Raw genomic sequence first — 3,158 nt, forward strand, 5'->3', positions numbered from 1 at the left:
CCCACACCCCGGTGGCCTGCAGCATCAACTGAGAACGGATCAAACCAACCCGACTCAAGAACCGGGTGGACTCAGTAACGGGGACTCGCCAGCGCGATCGTCCTCGCGCTCGCCTTGTTGATCGCCCTGAGCCCCTGATGTTTTCGGTTTCCGGCGCGCCGTCCGTGGTCGCAGGCCTTTGCCGATTCAATAGACTGGCCTGAGGTACCTTTCTTGATCACCCGATCTCTAGACTCGAACGGGCGAAGTAGGGCACTATTGGCGAGGTGGAAGCCCGCACCCATTGCGTTCGTGAGCACCTTGAACAGCCGGATCACCCCAGCCGGCAACTAATCGATGACAACGTCGGATCCAACGGTGATCAATCAACCCGGCATCCGTCTTTACCGCCTACGCGATTGTTACCCATCCCGTAGCAGTGGAATTCCAACGGGGAGGAAGTGATGGCGCGCAGGGTTTCTTGAGTTTCGAATGTGAGAAGGATGTTGGCCGCGCGCTAGTTGACCGCAACAGCTGGGTGGTGCCAGGCGGAGAATCTGCTGGCTTCATCGACGCTATTGAGTTCGGCAAGCGAAAAATGCGGGGTGTCGTGGCAGCTCAGCGTCGGATTGACAGCCAGCTCGCGGGAGCCGGTGTCAAGGTGGTTCTCGTCGGTCAGTTCACCTGCAGCAGTCGGCGGGCGAGCTACGAGATTGCCAAGAGCAAGGCGCTGGGTCATTGCCTGCTCGGCATCGACATCAGCAAGATCAGGGATTGGAGCAATCAGAGCACCGACTGTTATGGCAAGCGTTTTCCAAGCTTCACCTACATGTTTCAAAGTGGTATTGAGACGGCTCCGGCTGCATCGGGTCAGCGAAACGTAAACGCGAGCCTACGGGTGTGGCTGACTTGCCCATCGAAACCGGGAGACTGGTAGCTATGAATAAGCCCGCAACGCAGTGCAGGTTCGCTTCTCCTAGGCAAACGGGAGGGCGCCGTTCTCAAACTGGAGAGGCTCCGCCACCGAACCACCGAGTGCGGCGTGAGGATCGGGGCCCCGCGCAGAATCATGACAATGCAACAACCTACTTGTGTGAATTTCACGGGGGTCCGGCGTGACCACAGTTTATTCCATTGAAGTTTTTCATTGTGATCGTGATCGCTGGGTTTCCGAACTCGGTGTTGCTGTGGCCCAGGAACTTCGGGAGATCGGGCTCCACCGGACCGTGGAGGTACGGGTTAGTGAGTCCAGCCCCACAACGACAGGCCCCACCATCGGCACGTACTTCGGCAGCCCGACTGCAGCCGCTGACGCGACCCTGGGTGCCCGTATCTCAGCTGCGCTGGCGTGCGGGACCGTTGTCATTCCAGTCGTCGAGACGTTGACGCAGTTCACTGCCAGTGTTCATCCGACGTTGGCGTTTGCGAACGGCTTCGAGTGGAGCACCGATGACGCTGCACGGAAACTAGCGCGGATTGTCCTAGAAAACCTTGGGATTGAAGATCGGGACCGCCGTGTCTTCATCAGCCACAAGCGCGACGACGGGCTTGGTGCCGCTGAGCAATTGCATGACCACCTCACCCACGCTGGGTTTCGCCCCTTCGTTGACCGCTTTGCCATTAGGACCGGTGACGGTGTCCAGCAGGCCATTGCGGACGCTCTCGAGGACCACGCCTTCCTTCTTCTTCTCGAGACGCCCCTCGCTCACACGTCAGATTGGGTGTTCGACGAAGTGGACTATGCCCTCAGCCACACCATGGGTGTGCTAATTCTTCGATGGCCCGGATCTCCACAACCTGTGCCAGGCAGCCCGGGGATACCCCGCCTCCAGATGCTGGACAGGGAACTGGTCAAAGACCACCACAATTTCGATGTCTTCACCAAACCGGCACTCGACAGAATCGTGGCCGCCGTCGAGGAAAGCCACGCCCAAGGTCTGGTCCGACGGCGGCGAATGCTCGTGCAGAGCATCCAAGACGCCGCTGAAGCCTCGGGCTGCACATCGTGCATTCCCCTGCAAGATTGGAGGTTATGGGTTGAACACTTGAGCGGCCCGACGATCGTTGGAATTACACCTCGCTTACCCACGGCGGCCGATCTGCAGCAACTTGATCTTGCGCGGGGGAGTGCCATTGGCACGTCGTCGGCTCTGCTCGTGCACAGTGCCCGAAACCTTCGACCAGCGCTGCGTGAACATCTGGAATGGGTAACGGGACCGCGCGACCTGGCGTTGTCACCCGAGAACGCCATAGGAGGATGGTGGTAGGACATGCCTATAGCATTCGCGCCGATGCTGGCACGACGCCCTCGAAAAGAATCCATTTTTGTTTCGGCCAGCATTCCGGATCCCGCTGAATGGGACGGCGAGTTCGACGCTCTCGAAATCACCGATGCTGTCGTGGCCGCGGCCCGCGCCTTCCTGACTGCGGGCTTTCGGCTAGTAACAGCGGCACATCCCACCATCGCCCCGCTCATGCTCTACGTTGCGGCCGAGTTCCCTTCTGAGGAAACTGATCGCGTTGTCATCTACCAGTCACGATTCTTCGCCGATGACCTGCCCGCGGCGACCCAGCGGTTCGAGGAAGAACGTGTAGGCCACATCATCTGGACACCTGAAGCCACGAAGGACCCGACGCGCGCACGGGCGGAAAGCCTCGCTCTGATGCGCGGCCAGATGCTTCACGAGACAGATCCGATTGCGGCATGCTTCATCGGTGGCATGGAGGGAATCGAAGATGAACACCGTCTGTTCACAGAAATGTTTCCGGGACGTCCGACCTATCCCGTTGGGCGCCCCGGCGGCGAGGCCCGCGGCCTCGTGCAAGAGCGGGACACGCCACTGACCCGCCGACTGGCAACGGACAATACATATCCGGCGTTATGGCGCGCAGTGGTGGGCGAACTGGAAGCGATCCAATAGCTTCGATGTTCAATGGGTGAACGCTGGCGGCGGCGTTGGCGGACGCGAGATGATCCAAAGCCTGGCTGAGAGGGTGCGCAAGCCTTGCCGCGGATTTTCGCAGCGTTAGGTGGGTCGATACTGAGCCGAGCAGTCGCCGCGCCGCTCCTACATCAGGTGCCGCCACCCTAGTGGTCCGTCTGCGTTTTGATCTGGTGGAGGGTGGCGCGGCCGCGTTGGACTTTGGTGATGATGTCTTGGGCGGGGGCCTTCCAGATG

The 3,158-nt window shown here is 60.1% G+C and carries 3 protein-coding genes; all 3 read left to right on the forward strand.

Annotated elements, in window-relative coordinates; translation table 11 throughout:
• The first annotated feature begins 418 nt into the window (after positions 1 to 418).
• The gene (locus tag ACXAID_RS27580; protein WP_475025352.1) at positions 419 to 916 is read left to right on the forward strand and encodes a TIR domain-containing protein; all 498 of its coding nucleotides are present in this window, start codon (positions 419 to 421) and stop codon (positions 914 to 916) included.
• A gap of 178 nt (positions 917 to 1,094) precedes the next feature.
• Positions 1,095 to 2,246 (forward strand): toll/interleukin-1 receptor domain-containing protein, encoded by a 1,152-nt coding sequence (locus tag ACXAID_RS27585; RefSeq protein ID WP_475025353.1) that lies wholly within the window; start codon positions 1,095 to 1,097, stop codon positions 2,244 to 2,246.
• Positions 2,247 to 2,270: 24 nt separating this feature from the next.
• A complete protein-coding gene (locus tag ACXAID_RS27590) occupies positions 2,271 to 2,900 on the forward strand; it encodes an SLOG domain-containing protein (protein WP_475025354.1) in 630 nt (209 codons plus the stop codon).
• Positions 2,901 to 3,158: the final 258 nt, after the last annotated feature.

Source organism: Mycobacterium sp. ABE4_509, assembly GCF_056160785.1.

What these genes read in the sequence shown, in the direction of transcription:
- ACXAID_RS27590 (WP_475025354.1), top strand. Translation starts at nt 2,271, where the DNA reads ATGCTGGCACGACGCCCTCGAAAAGAATCCATTTTTGTTTCGGCCAGC.